The 16,525-nt window shown below is 63.1% G+C and carries 17 protein-coding genes; 5 read left to right on the top strand and 12 right to left on the bottom strand.

Annotated features, from left to right (window positions below; genetic code table 11):
* The first annotated feature begins 56 nt into the window (after positions 1-56).
* From CO656_RS01845 to CO656_RS01835, 3 genes are all read left to right on the top strand, one after another.
* Positions 57-530, top strand: a complete 474-nt coding sequence (locus tag CO656_RS01845) for a RidA family protein (RefSeq protein ID WP_037417120.1) — start codon at positions 57-59, stop codon at positions 528-530.
* Positions 527-1,717, top strand: coding sequence for an aminotransferase class V-fold PLP-dependent enzyme (locus tag CO656_RS01840; RefSeq protein ID WP_097524598.1), 1,191 nt, complete (start codon positions 527-529; stop codon positions 1,715-1,717). Before CO656_RS01845 ends, CO656_RS01840 begins: the two co-directional genes overlap by 4 nt.
* Before the next feature lie 74 nt (positions 1,718-1,791).
* The gene (locus CO656_RS01835; protein ID WP_097524597.1) at positions 1,792-2,571 is read left to right on the top strand and encodes an SDR family oxidoreductase; all 780 of its coding nucleotides are present in this window, start codon (positions 1,792-1,794) and stop codon (positions 2,569-2,571) included.
* 19 nt (positions 2,572-2,590) lie between these two features.
* Here CO656_RS01835 and CO656_RS01830 read toward each other — a convergent pair whose 3' ends face one another.
* The 10 genes from CO656_RS01830 to CO656_RS01780 all read right to left on the bottom strand — a co-directional run bounded on the left by CO656_RS01830 (position 2,591) and on the right by CO656_RS01780 (position 12,490).
* The gene (locus CO656_RS01830; RefSeq protein WP_037417111.1) at positions 2,591-3,091 is read right to left on the bottom strand and encodes a GNAT family N-acetyltransferase; all 501 of its coding nucleotides are present in this window, start codon (positions 3,089-3,091) and stop codon (positions 2,591-2,593) included.
* A 2-nt stretch (positions 3,092-3,093) separates the two neighbouring features.
* The gene (ugpC, locus tag CO656_RS01825; RefSeq protein ID WP_097524596.1) at positions 3,094-4,224 is read right to left on the bottom strand and encodes a sn-glycerol-3-phosphate ABC transporter ATP-binding protein UgpC; all 1,131 of its coding nucleotides are present in this window, start codon (positions 4,222-4,224) and stop codon (positions 3,094-3,096) included.
* Positions 4,225-4,308: 84 nt separating this feature from the next.
* A complete protein-coding gene (locus CO656_RS01820; protein WP_097524595.1) occupies positions 4,309-5,529 on the bottom strand; it encodes an extracellular solute-binding protein in 1,221 nt (406 codons plus the stop codon).
* 28 nt (positions 5,530-5,557) lie between these two features.
* Positions 5,558-6,415: a carbohydrate ABC transporter permease gene (locus CO656_RS01815; protein ID WP_037417102.1), complete on the bottom strand. Its 858-nt coding sequence runs from the start codon at positions 6,413-6,415 to the stop codon at positions 5,558-5,560.
* Entirely contained in the window at positions 6,412-7,296 is an 885-nt protein-coding gene (locus CO656_RS01810; protein ID WP_097524594.1) for a sugar ABC transporter permease, read from the bottom strand. The genes CO656_RS01815 and CO656_RS01810 overlap by 4 nt, the downstream gene beginning before the upstream one ends.
* Before the next feature lie 11 nt (positions 7,297-7,307).
* Positions 7,308-8,468: a Gfo/Idh/MocA family oxidoreductase gene (locus tag CO656_RS01805; protein ID WP_097524593.1), complete on the bottom strand. Its 1,161-nt coding sequence runs from the start codon at positions 8,466-8,468 to the stop codon at positions 7,308-7,310.
* 158 nt (positions 8,469-8,626) lie between these two features.
* Positions 8,627-9,364, bottom strand: a complete 738-nt coding sequence (locus tag CO656_RS01795) for an ABC transporter permease (protein WP_097524592.1) — start codon at positions 9,362-9,364, stop codon at positions 8,627-8,629.
* Complete coding sequence (locus tag CO656_RS01790) at positions 9,364-10,302, bottom strand: ABC transporter ATP-binding protein (protein ID WP_097524591.1); 939 nt, start codon at positions 10,300-10,302, stop codon at positions 9,364-9,366. Before CO656_RS01790 ends, CO656_RS01795 begins: the two co-directional genes overlap by 1 nt.
* Positions 10,299-11,501, bottom strand: coding sequence for an ABC transporter permease (locus CO656_RS01785; protein WP_097524590.1), 1,203 nt, complete (start codon positions 11,499-11,501; stop codon positions 10,299-10,301). The genes CO656_RS01790 and CO656_RS01785 overlap by 4 nt, the downstream gene beginning before the upstream one ends.
* Positions 11,502-11,572: 71 nt before the next feature.
* On the bottom strand, positions 11,573-12,490 hold the full coding sequence (locus tag CO656_RS01780) for an ABC transporter substrate-binding protein (protein ID WP_097524589.1): 918 nt from the start codon (positions 12,488-12,490) through the stop codon (positions 11,573-11,575).
* Between the two features lie 344 nt (positions 12,491-12,834).
* Here CO656_RS01780 and CO656_RS01775 point away from each other — a divergent pair, with 344 nt between their 5' ends.
* Together CO656_RS01775 and CO656_RS01770 are read left to right on the top strand one after the other, a co-directional pair.
* Positions 12,835-13,296 (top strand): DUF4126 domain-containing protein, encoded by a 462-nt coding sequence (locus tag CO656_RS01775; RefSeq protein ID WP_097524588.1) that lies wholly within the window; start codon positions 12,835-12,837, stop codon positions 13,294-13,296.
* The gene (locus CO656_RS01770) at positions 13,293-14,669 is read left to right on the top strand and encodes an FAD-containing oxidoreductase (protein WP_097524728.1); all 1,377 of its coding nucleotides are present in this window, start codon (positions 13,293-13,295) and stop codon (positions 14,667-14,669) included. Before CO656_RS01775 ends, CO656_RS01770 begins: the two co-directional genes overlap by 4 nt.
* Positions 14,670-14,679: 10 nt before the next feature.
* Here the strand turns inward: CO656_RS01770 and CO656_RS01765 are convergent, their stop codons facing one another.
* Both CO656_RS01765 and CO656_RS01760 read right to left on the bottom strand, forming a co-directional pair.
* Positions 14,680-15,456: a sulfite exporter TauE/SafE family protein gene (locus CO656_RS01765; RefSeq protein WP_097524587.1), complete on the bottom strand. Its 777-nt coding sequence runs from the start codon at positions 15,454-15,456 to the stop codon at positions 14,680-14,682.
* A 423-nt stretch (positions 15,457-15,879) separates the two neighbouring features.
* Positions 15,880-16,422: a hypothetical protein gene (locus CO656_RS01760; RefSeq protein ID WP_097524586.1), complete on the bottom strand. Its 543-nt coding sequence runs from the start codon at positions 16,420-16,422 to the stop codon at positions 15,880-15,882.
* Between the last annotated feature and the right edge of the window lie 103 nt (positions 16,423-16,525).

The following is a 16,525-nucleotide window of genomic DNA, read 5'->3' as shown; positions in this document are numbered from 1 at the left end:
TTGGAAGCAATCGAAGGACCGTCGCATTCTCTCGGCATTTCCAACGGGAGACCGCCATGTCAGCGACCATCGCATCCAAACTTTCTGCCCTCGGCCACCGATTGCCGGGAGCTTCGGCGCCGGCGGCGAATTACGTCTCGACGGCTCGAACCGGCAACCTCCTCACCGTTTCGGGGCAGATCAGCGTGAGGGATGAAGAGGTCCTGACCGGGATCCTCGGCACCGGCGTTTCTGAGGAGGCAGGTCGCATCGCGGCCGAATATGCTGCGATCGGCGTCCTCTCGCAGATTGCGGCGGCAACCGATGGCACGTTGGCGGCGGTCCGGCGTGTCGTTCGGCTCGGCGTCTTCATCGCCTCGACGCCGGCCTTCACGGCGCACTCGCAAGTCGCCAATGGCGCATCGGACCTGTTCGTCGAGGTGTTTGGCGAAGCGGGGCGGCACGCGCGTGCCGCCGTGGGCGTGGCCGCGCTGCCCGCCGGTGCCATGGTCGAGGTCGACGCACTGGTGGAGCTGGGGCCTGCCGCATGAAAGAAGCACTCGACGTGGAGCAGCTTCGTGCGGAGACTCCCGGCTGTGGGGCCGGAATGCATTTCAATCATTCCGGCGCCTCGCTGCCCTCGCAAGCGGTACTTGCGGCGATCTGGGACTACCTGCGCAAGGAAGCGATCGAGGGACCGATGGAAGCGGCGAGTGGAACGAGCGCGCTTCTGGAAGAGGTGCGCGCCGACACGGCCGCACTGATCGGCGCCGATCCGAACGAGATTGCCTTCCTCACCAGTGGGTCGGCCGCCTGGGGCGCGGCTTTCTCGGCCTTGCCGCCGCTTGTCGCCGGTGACCGGATTCTCGTCGGTCGCCAGGAATGGGGCGGCAATCTCGCCACAATGCAAGAGGCCGCGGCGCGGGCCGGAGCGCGGATCGAGACAATTCCCGCCCGTGATGACGGCAGCGTCGACGCCTCGGCGTTGGCATCGATGATCGACGATCGCGTGCGTCTGGTATCGCTCACATGGCTTCCCGCGAATGGCGGCCTCATCAACGACGCGGCGGCCGTGGGCCGCGTGACCAAGGCGGCCGGCATTCCCTATTTCATCGATGCCGCCCAGGCCCTCGGCCAGATCCCGATCGATGTCGCCTCGCTCGGATGCGATGTATTGAAGGCAACAGGCCGGAAATTCCTCCGGGCGCCGCGCGGCACGGCGATCCTCTATGTCAGACAAGAGTTCCTGCCACGGCTGACGCCGCGCTCTCTCGATGTGCTTTCGGGGCCGATCGTCGATGGGGTCGTCAAATTCCGCAACGACGCACGCCGGTTCGAGGCGGGCGAGATTTCGCCGGCGCTGATTTTCGGGTTGGGCGCTGCCATTCGCCAGGCACGGACCCTCGGCATCGGAGCGATCCGCGCGCGGATCAGCGGACTCTCCAGCGCGCTGCGCGACAATCTGCGCGGTATTCCGAATGTGACGCTGCGGGATCTGGGAACAGAACTCTCCGGTATCGTCTCCTTTACGGTCAAGGGCGTTCCGGCGGCCGACATTCGTGCGGCACTCGCCGAACGGCAAATCGCGATCGGTGCGAATGGTGTTCCCTATACGCCGCTCGATATGACCGCACGAGGACTGGACCATATCGCCAGGGCGTCGGTAAGCTATCTGAACACGGCGTCGGAGATTGCCTTACTGTCAGAGGCAGTGGCCGACATGGCCAGGCGAGTGTGACGTCGCTCAATATCAGCCGCCAGTTTGTGAACCTGTGAGGGCAAACTGGGCAAAAGTGAAAATCGGAGCATACGATGGATTTGGGTATCAAAGGCAAGCGGGCGTTGGTCTGCGCCGGTTCCAAGGGGCTGGGCCGAGGCGTCGCTGAAAAGCTCGCCGAGGCGGGCGCCATCCTGACGCTCAATGCGCGCGAGCCGAAACAGCTTCGCGAGACGGCGCGCGCCATCGGCAAGGAATATGGCGTGGAGGTCGGGATCGTCGCCGCCGACGTCACCACGGAGGATGGCCGCGAAGCGCTCATGCGGGCGGAGCCGCGTCCGGATATCCTTGTCACCAATGCCGGCGGGCCGCCGCCCGGCGACTGGTCGAGCGTGACCGAAGACAATTGGCTGGAGGCGATCAGGGCCAATATGCTGGCGCCGATCCTGCTGATGAAGGCCTTGATCCCCGGCATGATCGAGCGGAAATGGGGTCGCATCGTCAATATCACCTCGGCCTCGGTGAAATCGCCGATCCCAGAACTCTGTCTCTCCAACGGCGCCCGCACCGGGCTCACCGGCTTCGTTGCCGGCACGGCCCGTCAGGTCGCCCGTCACGGCGTCATCATCAACAACCTGCTGCCCGGTTCGCATGAGACGGAGCGTCTGGAAAAACTGCTTGAAAAATCCGCCAAGGCACGCGGGATTTCGCTCGAAGAGGCTCGCGCCGAGGAATATGCGCAGAATCCGACCGGGCGCATCGGCACGCCGAGCGAGTTCGGCGCCGCCGCGGCATTCCTGTGCAGCCAGTATGCCGGCTATATCGTCGGCCAGAACCTGCTGCTCGACGGCGGCGCGCTCAATTCGACGCTCTGACTGCGCCGGCACTCATTGTTCAATCGACGATCCGCCGGACCATGATGATGTCGTCGACTTCCCGGCCGTTGCGGATGCAGCCGCCGGGAATGCGACCGACCGCTTCGAACCGCTCGCGGCGGTAAAAGGCGATTGCCGCCGCGTTTTCAGCGCTGACCGACAGCTCCAATTGCCGGATGCCTTGATGCCGCGCGTGGTCGGTCACCGCTGCGAGCAGCAGCCCTGCGGCATCGCTGCCGCGCAAGCTCCGATGCACGTAGACCATGACCACGGTGGCGCGATGCGCCATCATGCTGGCGCTCTGCCGCAGCAGGCCCATGATGCCCACCGGTTCGCCGCCGCGGAAGGCGACGAAGACGGGATTGTCGGTCAGCCGCCGGCGCCATTCTTCGTCTGGAAGCTTTTCCCAATCCGCCGCGCTGCTGGCAAAGGAATCGGGCTCGGTGCGCAGCGCCTCGAGGCGGATGCGCCGGAAGGTCCCGACCTCGTCGGGGCCCAGCAGTCGTATCGCCACGGTCACGCTCAGGCCGCCGGATCGAAGAGGGCCAGATCGATGTCGGTCATCTCGACCCGACGCTCGAAGGCAACGCCATTTTCGTCGAACAGGTGGCAATCGCCGGCGCGGATGCCGGTCGTCACCTGTTCTTCCGCGCGGATGACGGCGGTACCCGGCAGCATGGCGCAATAGTTCTCGCCCTCGCCACCGAGCGAAGCGTAGGCAACCGTGTGTGCTCCGAGGCGCTCGATGACCGACGGGTTGATCATCAGCGTCAGGTCGGCGGAGCCCGTCTGGATGTGCTCCGGCCGCACGCCAAGCGTCAGCGAACGGCCAACCATGCCGCTGCGGGCCGTAACCGGTACGACCGCGGTCTGTCCTCTGTAGTCGATTTCAACGCCGTCCTCGCGCACGCCGATGCAGGTGACCGGCAGAAAATTCATCTTCGGATGGCCGATGAAGCCGGCGACGAAGATGTTGGCCGGTTTGTGATAGAGCTCGAGCGGCGCGCCCGTCTGGGCGATCTCACCGGCATTCAGCACGACGATTCGGTCCGCCATCGTCATCGCCTCGACCTGGTCGTGGGTGACGTAGATCATCGTTGCCTTCAGTTGCCGGTGAAGTTTCGCAAGCTCGATGCGCATATCGGCGCGCAGCGCGGCATCGAGGTTCGAGAGCGGTTCGTCGAAGAGGAAGATCTTCGGCTCGCGCACGATCGCCCGGCCGATCGCCACGCGCTGGCGCTGCCCGCCCGAAAGCATGCCCGGTTTCTGCTGCAGCCGCTGGTCGAGATGGAGGATGCGCGCCGCATGCTCGACCTTCGCCTTGAGCTTCTCCTCCGCCATCTTTTCCACGCGCAGCGGAAAGGCGATGTTCTCGAACACGGTCATGTGCGGATAGAGCGCGTAGGACTGGAAGACCATGGCAATGCCGCGCTTGACCGGCGGCAGGTCGTTGACCCGCTTGCCGTCGATGACGATGTCGCCGGCCGTCGTCTCGTCAAGACCGGCGATCATTCTAAGCAGCGTGGACTTGCCGCAGCCGGAGGGGCCGACGAAGACCACGAATTCGCCGTTCTTCACCTCGAGTTCGATGCTCTTCAGCACCTCATAGGTGCCGTAGAATTTTTGAACCTTGTTGAGTTTGAGTTGTCCCAAGTCACTCTCTCCGGCCGCCGGCGAAGGCGGCTTATCCGCGAATTGGAGGGACCGCGGGAGCTGAGCCCCGCGGTCCTCTCGGGCTTACTTGTACTGTTCGAGATCGGCAGCGGCCTTTTTCAAGGCATCGGCCGGTTCCGCCTTGCCGGTGACGACCGACTGGACCATCTCGATCATGGTGTTCTGGAACCCTTTGTAGTCCTTGAAGAGCGGCTCGGGTCCACCATAGGCGATCCCGTCGATCAAGGGCTTCCAGGATGCATCGGCCTTGACGAATTCATCGACGTTCGGCGACGGGCGCAGCGGCGTCAGCCCCGCGCCGCCCTGCAGTTCGTACTCGCCCTGCGGACCGGGAGAGGTGATGAACTTCGCGAATTCGATCGCCTTTTCCTCGACGCCCGTATCCTTGAAGATCGCCAGGCTGTCGGTGATCAAGAGCGTGCCTTCGCCCTTGGCCGAGGGGCCGAGCGGCAGCGGCGCAATGCCCCAATTGATCTTCGTTTCCTTCAGGCGCGCGGCGGCGCCGGAGCCGGCCTGGATCATGCCGACCTTGCCGTCGAGGAAGATGGCCCGAATTTCGTTTTGCTCGTACGCGGTTGCGCCTTCGACGGAATAGGGCGTGATATCCTTGTAGGCCTGCAGCGCCGCCAGCACTTCGGGGCTGTCGATGACGATCTTATCGCCGTCGATCACCTTGCCGTTGTTGGTGTAAACCCAATGCATGAACTGGTGCATCGTGTTGTCGAAGGTTTTCGCCGGCAGACCATAGCCCGGAATACCGGTCTTTTCCTTGATCTGCTTTGCGAAGGCGATCTCGTCCGCCCAGGTCTTCGGCGGCGTCTCCGGGTCGAGACCGGCCTGCTTAAAGAGGTCCTTGTTCCAATAGAGTGCCTTGGTCGAGAAGGCGATCGGCACGCCCCACTGATTGCCCTCGAAGGTTACCGTGTCGACGATGTTGGGGTAGTAGCTCTTCTTCTCTTCCTCGGTCATCGGCACCGGAACGATCAGTTCGTTCTCGGCGAATTCCTTGAGGGTACGGGATCCGACATAGGCCATGCCAACCGGCGTGCCGGCCGCGGCGAGCGTCGTCGCCTTGTCCTGGCACTGCGCCCAGCCGACGACTTCCGGCGTCACCTTCCAGCCGGGGTTCTTGGCTTCCCATTCCTTGATGTATTTCTCGTGGATCGGGTCGATCTTGTCGCCGCAATAGATCCAGCTGATCTCCTGGTCGGCGGCCTGTGCGGCGAGCGCGGTCGATCCTAGCAGGGCAAGCGCAAGAAACCCGGTTTTGTAAGCGATGGTCACTGTAAGACTCCCGTTCTCTGGTGGTTGCTTATTGTTTCACCGCGCCGGCGGTCAGACCGCTGACGAGATAGCGTTGAAGGAAGAAGATGACGATCACCGCCGGCGCGATGCCGACGAAGCTTGCGGCCATCAACTCGTTCCAGACGACTTCCTGGCGGCCGAAATAGGCAAAGAGCCCGACCGGCAACGGCATGTATTCGGTCTTGGAGTTGAAGGTCAGCGCGAAGATGAACTGCTGGGCATAGGAGCCGATGAACGTTGTGATCGCGACCACGGTGATGCCGGGCATGGCGATCGGCAGGATCACGCGGCGAAGCGTATAGAAATGGCTGGCGCCATCGACGAAGGCCGCTTCGTCCAATTCGCGCGGGATGCGCAGCATATAGGTGCGCAGGAGCCAGATCGCCGAGGGAATGAGGAAGGCGACCCCGGGCACGATCATCGCGAAATAGGTGTTAAGCACGCCCATGCTGCGCATCAGCCGGAAGAGCGGGATCAGCAGCACGGCGCCCGAAAACATGTTGACCGCGAGGAAGGCGCCGAGCAACGCCCCGTTTCCCCGAAACCTGAAGCGCGCGAAAGCGTAGGCGGCCGGCACGACCAGCGCCAGCACGACCGCCGTGACGATGAAGGACACGAAGAACGAATTGAAGATGTAGCGGGCAAATCCCGGCACGCTTACCCACATGGTCCTATAGGCTTCGAAGGAGCCGTTCTCAGGCCAGAAGCGATAGGGCGAGGAAAACAGCAGGCTGAGCGGTTTCAGCGACACCAGGAAACCTTCGACGAAGGGCGCCAGAATGAAGCTCAGGAAGACGAATATCCCTGCATAGATGCCGACGAGCTCGTACCAGCGGTAGCGGTTGATCATGGCCGGCTGGCTCATCGGCTTTCTCCGGAGGCAAGGCGGTGCGTGACGCGGAAATAGGTGATGCAGAAGATCGACAGGAAGATGCAGATCAGCACCGCACGCGCCGCACCCTCACCGTATTTCTTCGAGCCGATGGCCGTTCGATAGGTGTCGATGATCATCGTCGTCGTGTCGCCGTTCGGGCCGCCTTGCGTCAGGATCCAGATGATGTCGAAGGAGTTGAAGGTGGCGATCAGCGACAGCATCGACATGGTGATCATCGACGGCACAAGCAGCGGCAGGGTGATGCGGCGGAAGCGGTAGAAACGCCCTGCGCCGTCCGTCCAGGCGGCCTCGTAAAGATCCTGCGGGATCGCCTGCATCGAAGCGAGCATATAGAGGGTCACCAGCGGCACGCCGATCCAGACATCGGTGATGATCGTTGCCCAGAAGGCCGTCGAGCCGTGCGCCAGGAAGGCGACCGGGCCGCTAACCAGCCCCAGGTTCTGCAGCAGGCCGGAGATCATCCCGAACTGGCCGTTATACATCCAGCCCCACATGAAGATGCCGATCGCCATCGGCACGATCCAGGGCGGCATGGTAAGCACCCGGAACAGCGCCCGCCCCGGCACTGCGGCATTCAGCATCACTGCGCCGAAGGTGCCGATGATCATCTTGATCGCCACCGAAAAGGCGGTCCAGACGAAGGTCCGGATGATCACTTCCGCAAAGGTCGCGTTGAAAATATTGTCGTAATTGGCAGTGCCGACCCATTTGGTGGTCTTCTTGAGCGAGGCATCCGTAAACGACAGAATGAACGTATCGACCAGCGGATAGGCGACGATTACCGTCACGTAGAGGACGGCCGGAAGAAGCAGTATCCAGGCGAAGATGACGGTGCTGCGGCGAACACTCATGCCCCTGCCCCTCAGGCCGCACGGGCGTGCAGGGCTTCGTCGAAGCGGTCCCAGAGCGGCCGGAGATCGATGACCTGCCGCTTCATGCGCGCCTCGTCCATGGAGAGCGCCAGGATGCCTGCCTCCAGCGCATCGAGCGGCGAGACCGGCAGCGGTCCGCCGTGCTTGACATGGGCGATGATCTCGGCCGCCATCTGCTCGTCCGCACCATAGTGCTGCGAGAGTGCTGTTTCCGTCGCATATTTCTTCTCGACGACCTTCCTGCCGGAGAGCGCCTCGTGGACGTCGAGATAGCCGCGGATGAAGTCGCCCTCCGCCATGCCGCGCGAACCCATCACGCAGAAGCGGCGGAACTGGTCCGGCACGTTGAGGTTCGTGTGGAAATTCATCGCCACGCCATTGGCGTATTCGATGATCGCAACCTGATAGTCGATGATGTCGCCGTCGCTGTCGAAGACCTTGTCGGAGCCGAGCCAGCCGCTCGGCTTGCGGTGAAACAGTTGCAGGTCGTTGATGCCGTCGCGGGCGGGATCATTGGCTGGGGTGAAACTCTTGCGCCCGCCGAAGCTCGCCACCCGCTCCGGCCGGGCGCCGACGACGCCGTTATAGAGGTCGAGGTCGTGGCAGCATTTCTCGAGCATGAAGCTGCCGGCATAGCGTCCGTAGCGGCGCCAATCGCGCATGAAGAAGGCGCCATGATAGGGTTCGATATGCTCGGCCGCCTCGATCGAAACGATCTCGCCGAGGGTTCCAGCCGCCTGGGCGGCGCGAAGATCGCGGTACATAGGCGCATAACGCAGCACCAGCCCCACCATCAGCCGGTCGTGCCCATGCTTCGCCAGCAGCGCGGCAAGTTCGACGCTCTGCTCTATGGTGCTGACGATCGGCTTTTCGCAGAAGACCTTGAGACCCGCCTCGAGTCCGATGCGGATGTGATCCAGATGCATGTGGTTCGGCGAGCCGATCATCAAGAGGTCGAGTTTTTCGCCGGCAATCAGTTCCTCCGGCTTGGCATAGGCCTTTCCCGCCGAAATGCCCTCTTCCGCAAGCGTCGCGAGGCCGGCGGGGGCGGGGTCGACATAGCCGGCGATCACGAAGCTTTCGTCGATCGCCTTGAAGACATAGCCCAGATATCCGAGACGGAATCCGAGTCCGATTATCCCGACCTTCATGCTGATGCCGTTCCCGTTTCGTAATTTATTTTCGTAGACTGGGATAGAATTTTCATCGCGTCAACAGAAATCCAAACATTCGGAGAAGATGTGAAATTCATTTTCATAGGCCGGCGAACGCCGCTTCCCGTCAGGGCTCCCGAATGGCACGCCTGACGCTATGCATGGGTGCGTCCGGCGAGCGTGCGCTCCAGCGCCTGAAGCAGGTCGTGAATGAGCACGGCGAGCGCCGCAACGATGAGACCGCCCTGCAGGACAAAGGCGAGATTGTTCGACTGCAGGCCGGCAATGATGACCTCGCCGAGGGTCTTGGCGGCAACGGTCGAGCCGATCGTTGCGGTCGCGAGGCTGATCACGACCGAAAGTCGGATGCCGGTGAGGATCACCGGCAGCGCCAGGGGAAGCTCGATCTGAAGAAGCCTTTGGCGTTCGGTCATGCCCGCACCGCGCGCCGCCTCCATCACCGCAGGCGGCAGCGTCGTCAGCCCCGTCAGGGCATTCTCGAAGATCGGCAGCAAGCCATAGAGAAAAAGCGCGATCAGCGTCGGCTTCTCGCCGAAGCCGAAGATCGGAACCGAGAGCGCCAGCACCGCCACGGGTGGGAAAGTCTGGCCGATATTCACGAGGCTGCGCGACAGCGGCAGGAATTCGGCGCCCATCTCCCGCGTCACGAGGATCGCCAGCGACACGGCAACAAGCGTCGCGGCGAAAGTCGCGACGAGCACGGTTCGAAGATGGAGGAGCGTCAGCCAGAAAATGCTGCCCCGATTGTAGACCGCCGGCGCATTCTCCTGCACCAGCGGCTTGAATAGCGGCTCGAACCAGCCGGGCTGCAGCAGGAAGGCCAGCAAGACGAGGAATACCGCCAGCCGCAGGAGCGTCGGGAGCGACGGCATCACCGCGGCCTCGCGGCACGTTTGACCAGGCCGTCGAGGCTGATCTTGCCGAGGATGGAGCCGTTCGCCGCCGCAACCGGCAAGGCAGAGCGCCCGGACCACAGGAGTTCGGAAAGGGCCTCGCGCTGGCTCAAGGCCTCCGGTATCGGCGTGCCCTCCGCCGCACCGGGTTCGACGGCGTCGCCTGCCGTCTCGATGGCCAACAGGCGGAATGGCCTTTCCGTCGCGCCGATCAGTTCCTCGACGAAAGGCGTTGCCGGGCGCACCAGCATCTCGGCCGGCGTTCCGTGCTGTACCACTTCGCCCTTGTCCATGACGGCGATCCGGTCGGCGAGATGGAAGGCCTCCTCCATGTCGTGGGTGACGAGGATGATCGTCGTGCCGAAATGCTTCTGGATGGCGAGCAGGTCGTCCTGCGCCTTGGCCCGGATGATCGGGTCGAGCGCACCGAAGGGTTCGTCCATCAGAAGCAGGTTCGGCTCCGCCGCCAGCGCCCGCGCGACGCCGACGCGCTGCTGCTGGCCTCCGGAGAGCTCGTGCGGATAGCGCGGCCCGAAGAAATCCGGATCGAGCTGGAAGAGGGTCAGCAGTTCTTCCACCTTGGCCTTGATCCGCGTCCTTTCCCAGCCGAGCAGCGTCGGTACGGTGGCGATGTTCTCGGCGACCGTGCGGTGCGGAAAGAGGCCGTGCCCCTGGATCGCATAGCCGATCCGGCGGCGCAGTTCGAATTCCGGCACCAGGCGGTTGTCCTCGCCGTCGATCCGGATCATGCCGGAGGTCGGCTCGACCAGACGGTTGACCATCCTGATCAGCGTCGTCTTGCCCGAGCCCGATGTCCCGACGATGACGGTGATCGTATGCGGCATGACGGTGAGCGAAACGTCGCTCACCACCTCGGTTTCGTCGTATCGCTTGGTGACCCGGTCGAATTCGATCATGTGGCCTTGCCCCGGCTGTGTTTCGGACCCGTCACTTCGATCAGGGCGTCGAGGACGATCGCTGCGGCAAAAGCGAGCAGGACGGTCGGCACGGCACCAAGCAGCACGAGATCCATGGCCGTCTGGCCGATGCCCTGGAAGACGAAGACGCCGAAGCCGCCGCCGCCGATCAGGGCGGCGATGGTGGCAAGCCCGATATTCTGGACGAGCACGATGCGGATCCCGGCAAGAATGACCGGAAAGGCCAAGGGAAACTCGACTCGGGCGAGCCGCTGCCCTTCGGTCATGCCGAGCCCGCGAGCGGCATCGTTGGCCGCGCGCGGCACGCCGGCGAGGCCGACGACCGTGTTGGCGACGACCGGCAGCAGCGAATAGAGAAAGAGCGCGACGAAGGCCGGAGCGACGCCGATGCCGCGCACGCCGATTGCATGAGCGCCCGGAACATGCGTCGCAACCCAGCCGAGCGGGGCGATCAGGATGCCGAAAAGGGCGATCGACGGGATCGTCTGGATGGCGTTCAGGACATTCAAGAGCGCCGCCCGCAGCCGATCTACGCGATGGCAGAGAATGCCGAGCGGCAGTCCGACGGCGGTTGCCACGGCGAGCGATCCAAGCGCCAGCGTCAGGTGGCGGCCGGCCTCGGCCCAGAACGTCTCGGCACGACTCGCATATTCCTTAAGGATCGACAGACCATTCCATTGCCCGGTGGCGAGCATTGCGCCGATGAGCGCCAAGGCCCCCGCGAGGAATAGAAGCCGGAGGCCGGGTCCGGGGTTCAACCGAGTCAACGCATCGGCGACCAGAAGCGCAAAGGCAAGGACGAGTATCCAAAAGCCCGAGGCCGGCGAGACGCGGGCATAGGCATTGTCCGCCGGCGTCAGGCTGGCCGCAGCGCTGCCGATGAGAAAGCAGAGTGCGACGAGGGCCGCAAAGGCCGCCGCCATGCGCACGAGAACGGATGTTCTCAGGACCGCAACGATGGCACCGGACATTACAAGAGCAAGAAGTCCGTAGCCGAGCGACGGCGGCAATGCTTCCAGGATCGCCTTTCCCTCCCCCTGGACGATGCGGTTTGCCCGGAATGTCGCGAAGGGGGCAAGAAACGCCCCATAAAGCGCCAGAGCCGCAATGATTACGCCGAGCTTATCGATAATAGTAAGGGGTCTGCGCTCTATTTCCCGGATGACACCGATCGCCATGAATTGATCCGCTCGCCCCATCTTTTGCGGGGGTTGTCCGATCCAGCATCGGACACCCCCCGTTCATCAGCCTACTTCAGGAAGCCGTTCTTCTTCAGAAAATCCTCGGCGACCGCCTTCGCCGGTTCGCCGCCCACCTGCACGCGGCCGTTCAGTTCCTGCAGCGTCACGAGATCGAGCTTCTCGAAGACGGGCTTCAAAAGCGTCTCGATATTGGGATTTTCCTTCAAGATGGCCTCCCGGATGATCGGCGTCGGCTGATAGACCGGCTGCACGTTCTTGTCGTCCTCGAGGACGACCAGGCCGGAGGGCGCAATGCCGCCATCGGTACCATAGACCATCGCCGCATTGGCGCCGTTCGTCTGGTTGGCGGCCGCGGCGATGGTCGCTGCCGTATCGCCGCCCGACAGCGTGATCAATTGCTCCGGCTTCAGCGTGAAGGCGTAGGCGGTCTGGAATGCCGGCAAGGCAGCCGCGGAGTTCACGAACTCGGCGGACGCCGCCAGGATGACCTCGCCGCCGTCGCTGACATATTTGCCGAAGTCGGAAAGCGTCTTGAGGCTGTTCTTCTCGACCACCTCCTTGCGCAATGCGATCGCCCAGGTGTTGTTGGCCGGCGACGGTGTCAGCCAGACGATCTTGTTGGCATCGTAGTCAAGCTTCTTTGCCAGTTCATAGCCTTTGGCCGCATCCTTCCAGGCGGGATCGTCTGCCTTCTCGAAGAAGAACGCGGCGTTGCCGGTATATTCGGGATAGATGTCGATTTCGCCGGCCGTGATCGCCTTGCGGACAACAGGCGTAGCGCCGAGTTGGACCCGGTCGGTGGTCTTGATGTCGTTGGCATTCAACACGGCGAGAATGATGTTTCCGAGAACGCCGCCCTCCGTGTCTATCTTGGAGGAAACCACGACGTCGGCCTTGGCCGCGGCGGTACTCAGAGCAAGGGCTAGAGCGGTGCCGATAACTGTGTTCATCAGGGTCAGGCGCATGATTGTCTCCCTCAATTGATCGCAGCCGCCACGGCTCTCCGCTGCGTCCGGTTAGAGCATCCATATATGTCAGGGTTCCGCAAAGAACAGGGCAACGACCCTTTAGTACTTGCGGTTGAGCTTCGGGTCGACTGAGGTCAGAACACGTACTAACAGGTTGCAATCGATGGCGAAGTCGGTCACTCTTACGCGAGGCCTCCCTTACAGCAGCAGTTCTCCGTGCCCGGTGGCGGCTGATCGCCACTTTCGTCATTCCAGAATGCCAGCATGAGCCCGGTCGGCCTGAGGCAACGGCATTTCCGCACCGGCCGCAGCGGTCCTTGAGAAAACAGTCGGGGGATGTGATGACCGTCTATGTGCTAGCGCTTCTCATCGGCGTCGTCGCAGGGTTGCGGGCGATGACCGCGCCAGCTGCCGTCAGCATCGCCGCCGCGGCCGGCTGGCTGCCGATTGCCAGCACCTGGGCGGCCTTCATGGGCTACCGCTTCACGCCTTATATCTTCGGCCTGCTGGCGCTCGTCGAATATGTCACCGACCAGCTGCCGGGCACGCCGAGCCGCACGGTGCCGCAGCAGTTCGGCGCCCGCATTGTCAGCGGCGGCTTTTGCGGCGCGGTCATCGGCACGGCAAGCGGCTCCTTGGCCGGCGGTGCCATCGCCGGCGTTATCGGTGCGATCATCGGAACGCTCGGCGGTTATCAAGCGCGCAAGCGGCTCGTCGCGATGACCGGCGGCAAGGACCTGCCGATCGCCCTTCTCGAAGATCTCGCCGCAATTCTGCTGGCCTATTGGGTGGTGTCGTCATGAGCAGGCAATTCGATGCGATCATCATCGGCGCCGGTCAGGCCGGTCCGTCGCTTGCCGGCCGATTGACGGAGGCCGGCAAGACCGTGGCGCTCATCGAGCGCAAGCTTTTCGGCGGCACCTGTGTCAACACCGGCTGCATGCCGACCAAGGCGATGGTCGCGAGCGCCTATGCGATCCACACGGCGCGCCGCGGTGCCGAATACGGCATGACGACCGGTCCTGTTTCGGTCGATTTCGCCCGGGTCATGGCGCGAAAGGAAAAAATCCGACTCGAGTCGCGATCGGGAATCGAATCCTGGCTCAAAGGCATGAAGAACTGCACGGTGCTGGAAGGCCATGCGCGCTTCGAAGGTCCAACCGAGATCCGCATCGGCGAGGAGCGGATTTCCGGAGAGCAGATCTTCCTCAATGTCGGCGGACGCGCCGCGATCCCGGATTTTCCGGGCGTCGACGAGGTCCCTTATCTCACCAACAGCTCGATCATGGAGCTGGCCCACCTGCCCCGGCGTCTCATCATCATCGGCGGCAGCTATATCGGGCTTGAATTCGCACAGATGTTCCGCCGCTTCGGGTCCGAAGTCACCGTCATCGAGAAGGGCCCTCGCCTGATTGCGCGCGAGGATCCCGACGTCTCGGATGCGATCCGCGCCATCCTCGAACAGGAGGGAATCCACATCCGCCTCAACGCCGAATGCATCCGCTTCGCCAGGCACGCCGACGGCATTGCCGCCGGGGTCGACTGCACGTCGGCCCCCCCGCAAGTCGTCGGCTCCGACGTGCTGCTTGCCACCGGCCGCCGCCCGAACACCGACGATCTCGACCTCGACAAGGCGGGTGTTACGACCGACGCACGCGGATACATCGAGGTCGACGACATGCTGCGCACCAACGTGCCGCATATTTTCGCGCTGGGCGACTGCAACGGACGCGGCGCCTTCACTCATACATCCTACAACGATTTCGAGATCGTCGCCGCGAACCTCATCGACAATGACCCGCGCCTGGTCAGCGACCGCATTCAGACCTATGCGCTCTACATCGATCCGCCGCTCGGCCGGGCCGGCATGACCGAAAACGAGGCGCGCCGGACCGGCCGCAAGCTGCTGATCGGCACCCGGCCGATGACCCGCGTCGGCCGTGCCGTCGAGAAGGGCGAGACGCAGGGATTCATGAAAGTCATTGTCGACGCCGACACGAAGGACATCCTCGGCGCCTCGATCCTCGGCACAGGCGGCGACGAGGCCATCCAGAGCATCCTCGACGTCATGTATGCGAAGCGGCCCTACACCACGATCAGCCGCGCCATGCATATCCACCCGACCGTGTCGGAATTGATCCCCACCGTATTCGGCGATCTTTCGCCCGCGACGTAGCGCAAGAATTTTAGAGCACTCCAGTCAGTTGGAGCGTCTGGTAGCCGGCCAGCAGGGTGATCAGAATTCCGACAAGCCGCAGGAGTGTCTTCTCCTTCAGCGCCTTGACCATCCAACCGGCCAGCGGCGCCGCCAGGACGCCTCCGGCGATCAGACCGCCAATCGATGCCAGATAGTCGCGGAAATGGCCTGCTTCCTCCCAGTGGCCGGTTACGATCATGGCGAGGAAGCTCAGCGAGACCGAAAGCGCAATCAGAAACTCGCTCGCATTGACGGTGCCGATGACGAAGCGCGGCTGTCCGCCGGCGCCGAGCAGGCCGGTCGTCGCAACGGGACCCCAGCCGCCGCCACCGGCCGCATCGAGGAAGCCGGCAGTTGCGCCGAGCGGCGCAACGATTCGCATTTTCACCGGGTTCGTCGGAATACGATGAAACGACCGGTACAACAGCCAGCTCCCGATGATGGCGAGATAGGCTGTGACGAAGGGCTTGACCTGGTCGCCGTCGAACGAAGTGAGGACGAAGGCGCCGAGGGTGCCGCCCCCGACGCCGAAGGGCACGAGGCGCCGGAACAGTTTCCAGTCGATGTTGCGGTGATAGAGATGGGCGGAGCCGGAGGCGGCGGTGGTGAACAGTTCCGCGGCATGGGCCGATGCCGAGGCTTGTGCCGGCGGCACGCCGAAGGCGAGGAGCACCGTCGACGAGATCACGCCATAGGCCATTCCAAGAGCACCATCGACAGCCTGAGCCAGAAACCCGACCGCCGCGAACAGTAGGAAGTCTTCCATGGGAGGCTCCGCAACAGGATTCGTTTAACATAGCGAAGCCTCGCGTGCGCATCGACACGGAGGCTTATCGCTCGACCGAACTGCGTTCATGGTGCCCTCGGGCTCGCAATAAACGGAGCATGCGTTCTGCTTGTTCCGCGAGTATGGTTCAATCCGGGCGTGTTCTTCAATACTGTAGGATCGCAGGGTGCCTACTGCATTTCTTCTTAAATCGGCGTCGATTAAAGAGGAAGACATGCAGCAATTCAAAGTGCTGTAGCGCGTCGCTCAGACGAACTCGCTTTGAGCACGCTTCAGCCATGCGGAACAAGTCGACTGAGCCAAATTCGGAGCCAACATTCTCGATCGAAAATAGCACGAGCAGCTGACCGTCAGGGCCGCCATTTGCGGGCGCCCGTTGGCGCCCGCGATTTCTGGCCATCGCTATTTTACCGGGATCATCAGGTGGGCATAGGGCGTGCCCGCCCACATGACATAGGGCATCGTCGTGTCGGGCTTGGGATCCGTCGGATAGCCTTGCATCATGTCCGTCGCGTTGACGATCATGACATGCGGCCCGGTCTGCACCCAGTTGTTGCCCTCTTCGGGCTTCGTCGCATAGGGATCGGTATTGCTCGCGTCGGTGCCGCCGGCCAGCATGTACATGAAGCCCACCTTGCCTTTGGGCGGCTCCTTTTTGCCGATCCATGCCATCGCCCATTCCATCGCATTGGCATCGCCGCACATCGGGTCGGGGCCGGGCGTGACCGGGTTGTCCGGCATGCACCAGAAACCGTTCGTGCCCTCCCTCAAGGTGCGCATCGTGCCCTTCTCATCCATGGCATGGATGGCAGCGCCGCTTGCGACCGCAGCGGGCGCTGCGGATTCGGCGCTCTTGATCAGCGCAGCGTCGTCGGCGGCTGCGCCCTGCCCTGCGACCAAACTGCTCGCCGCCAAAAAGGCAGCAGCCGTCAGAAGCCGTTTCATGGCCGTTCTCCCGGATCGTGTTCATGGTTTCATGCTATCGGCCCGCGGCTGTGTCTAACCGCATTAGCTGACGCTAAAATAATAGCAGAGCGGGCTCAACCGG

Origin of the sequence: Sinorhizobium sp. FG01 (assembly GCF_002531875.1) — a bacterium.
GTDB lineage: Bacteria > Pseudomonadota > Alphaproteobacteria > Rhizobiales > Rhizobiaceae > Sinorhizobium > Sinorhizobium fredii_C.
Note: the sequence above shows the minus strand (reverse complement) of the source record. Positions and strands in the feature narration are given on the sequence as shown.

Coding starts and splice junctions, on each gene's coding strand:
- CO656_RS01845 (WP_037417120.1), top strand. CDS start 57: ATGTCAGCGACCATCGCATCCAAACTTTCTGCCCTCGGCCACCGATTG.
- CO656_RS01840 (WP_097524598.1), top strand. CDS start 527: ATGAAAGAAGCACTCGACGTGGAGCAGCTTCGTGCGGAGACTCCCGGC.
- CO656_RS01835 (WP_097524597.1), top strand. CDS start 1,792: ATGGATTTGGGTATCAAAGGCAAGCGGGCGTTGGTCTGCGCCGGTTCC.
- CO656_RS01815 (WP_037417102.1), bottom strand. CDS start 6,415: ATGAGCCAGCCGGCCATGATCAACCGCTACCGCTGGTACGAGCTCGTC.
- CO656_RS01810 (WP_097524594.1), bottom strand. CDS start 7,296: ATGAGTGTTCGCCGCAGCACCGTCATCTTCGCCTGGATACTGCTTCTT.
- CO656_RS01805 (WP_097524593.1), bottom strand. CDS start 8,468: ATGAAGGTCGGGATAATCGGACTCGGATTCCGTCTCGGATATCTGGGC.
- CO656_RS01795 (WP_097524592.1), bottom strand. CDS start 9,364: ATGCCGTCGCTCCCGACGCTCCTGCGGCTGGCGGTATTCCTCGTCTTG.
- CO656_RS01790 (WP_097524591.1), bottom strand. CDS start 10,302: ATGATCGAATTCGACCGGGTCACCAAGCGATACGACGAAACCGAGGTG.
- CO656_RS01785 (WP_097524590.1), bottom strand. CDS start 11,501: ATGGCGATCGGTGTCATCCGGGAAATAGAGCGCAGACCCCTTACTATT.
- CO656_RS01780 (WP_097524589.1), bottom strand. CDS start 12,490: ATGCGCCTGACCCTGATGAACACAGTTATCGGCACCGCTCTAGCCCTT.
- CO656_RS01775 (WP_097524588.1), top strand. CDS start 12,835: ATGACCGTCTATGTGCTAGCGCTTCTCATCGGCGTCGTCGCAGGGTTG.
- CO656_RS01770 (WP_097524728.1), top strand. CDS start 13,293: ATGAGCAGGCAATTCGATGCGATCATCATCGGCGCCGGTCAGGCCGGT.
- CO656_RS01765 (WP_097524587.1), bottom strand. CDS start 15,456: ATGGAAGACTTCCTACTGTTCGCGGCGGTCGGGTTTCTGGCTCAGGCT.
- CO656_RS01760 (WP_097524586.1), bottom strand. CDS start 16,422: ATGAAACGGCTTCTGACGGCTGCTGCCTTTTTGGCGGCGAGCAGTTTG.